Raw genomic sequence first — 1,001 nt, 5'->3', positions numbered from 1 at the left:
GGGTCCGTGTTCCTGGTCCGACTCGTGGCCGGTGGTCCGGGAGTTGAGGGATGGTGCGACGCGTCGGATATGCAAGGCGACTGTTCCCCACAGCCACAGCATGGCGAAGGGCAGCATGCCCACAGTGACTCCGACCGCGCTGCGTATGCGTGCATCAGCCTTTTCGGCGCAGTCGGCGGCTGTGGCAGGCAGAGGCCGCCATTCGTCTTGGGGGGTCTCGACGAAGGACGATTGACGGAACAGCGCAGGTGCCCCGCATGACAGGCCCTCAATGGTGCGCCGGCCCTCCAGTCCCTCGTGCGAGGCCGGGACAAAGGCCAGCCCCAGGGCCCACAGCAGACCGATTACCGCGAGACAGCCGGTCAAGCCCGTGGCCCGCTCGGCGAGCGTGCGTTGCTGCGGTATTCCCCCCATCGGCATCGCCGATCCACCCCCAGGTTCTCCAGTACGGTCGGTGCCCGGCACAAGTATCACACCGGACGGCCAGTTCTGACGTCCGTGGCGAAGTGTCGCCACCCGCTACGAGAAGACCGCGACCATCTCCCTGGCCGGACTCCACGTCGCGGGCGTCTTCCTCTGGTCAGCGCGGTGATCCAAACGTAACTGCCTGTGTCAACGACACGGCCGATCAGGAAAACACGCCATCACAGCCCGCACATGACCAACCCTTACTAGGATTTGGGTGGGCCGGTGTCATGCTGTGGTGCTGAGCGGGCATGGATCTCAAAGTGGCAAGTACGCAAGTGCCTGTGCGGCTGAGTCGGGTGGGTACCCGGTCCGGCGTCAAGTCGGCGCTCCCGATGGCCGGCGGGCTTGTTGACGAGGCGTCTGGTGCTGTTCAGCGGAAGTACTGCCGGGAGCGGTGATCTTCCGCTTCGACGTGAGCCGTCCCGCCGCGGCTTGGTGGCGTGACGGAACTGCGGAGACCATGAGGGGGAGCGGTGGAAGGAAGGCCCGACGCGCGCGTCGAACTATCAAGGCACGTGTTTGACGGCGTGGAA

1 protein-coding gene is annotated in these 1,001 nt (G+C 65.5%); it reads right to left on the bottom strand.

What is annotated here, in order from left to right; translation table 11 throughout:
• The coding region (locus ACFW16_RS36140) for a hypothetical protein (RefSeq protein WP_380313937.1) at positions 1-420 on the bottom strand (420 nt) is incomplete at its 3' end.
• Positions 421-1,001: the final 581 nt, after the last annotated feature.

Origin of the sequence: Inquilinus sp. NPDC058860 (assembly GCF_042743185.1) — a bacterium.
In the GTDB taxonomy this organism is placed as follows: Bacteria; Pseudomonadota; Alphaproteobacteria; order DSM-16000; family Inquilinaceae; genus Inquilinus.
Note: the sequence above shows the minus strand (reverse complement) of the source record. Positions and strands in the feature narration are given on the sequence as shown.